This window comes from Vibrio sp. 1078-1, assembly GCF_033340475.1.
Genome location: NZ_JAWOWM010000923.1, coordinates 1 through 514 on the forward strand (window position 1 = coordinate 1; position 514 = coordinate 514).

General features: G+C 45.3%; 1 pseudogene. It reads right to left on the reverse strand.

Annotated features, from left to right (window positions below):
- Window positions 1–119: 119 nt before the first annotated feature.
- Window positions 120–514: pseudogene (locus tag R7190_RS30875) on the reverse strand (exopolyphosphatase); the annotation flags it as partial.

The following is a 514-nucleotide window of genomic DNA, read 5'->3' on the forward strand; positions in this document are numbered from 1 at the left end:
TCTGCTCAGGGACAAGCGTTAGTCGAAAAAGATGGCTATGTGCCGATCACTGCAGATTTCGCAGCGGAAGAGTTAAAAAAAGTCGGCCTTTAAGCCGACTTTTTTCATTGTACCGAAAACTAAAAAGTGAGTGTCCACTTCGCACTTGCCCATCTATCTTGTTCTTCCAGCAAATCGGCATGCAGCAACTTATTATTATCTAACCATGCTTCATCGGTACAAGCGAGCATCCATTCATCGCCTTTGATCGATAAAGTGATGTCAGGTAGTGGGTCGTCGTTGCGTTGCCCATTAAGGACTATGGACAGACGAAGAATCTTAATCAGGCTTAACACATCACTTTGTTTGTAGAGGTTGAACTCTGGCAACTCATTGAGCCTTAGCGCTTTGCGTTGAAAGCGTGCAAGCGTCGCCAAGACGAGTTGTTGCTCACGGTTAAAACCTTGCAGGGTTGAATGCAGAAGAATATAAAACGAGTGACGATGGAAGCTGCGTAGGTTGATGCTTAGCCCAA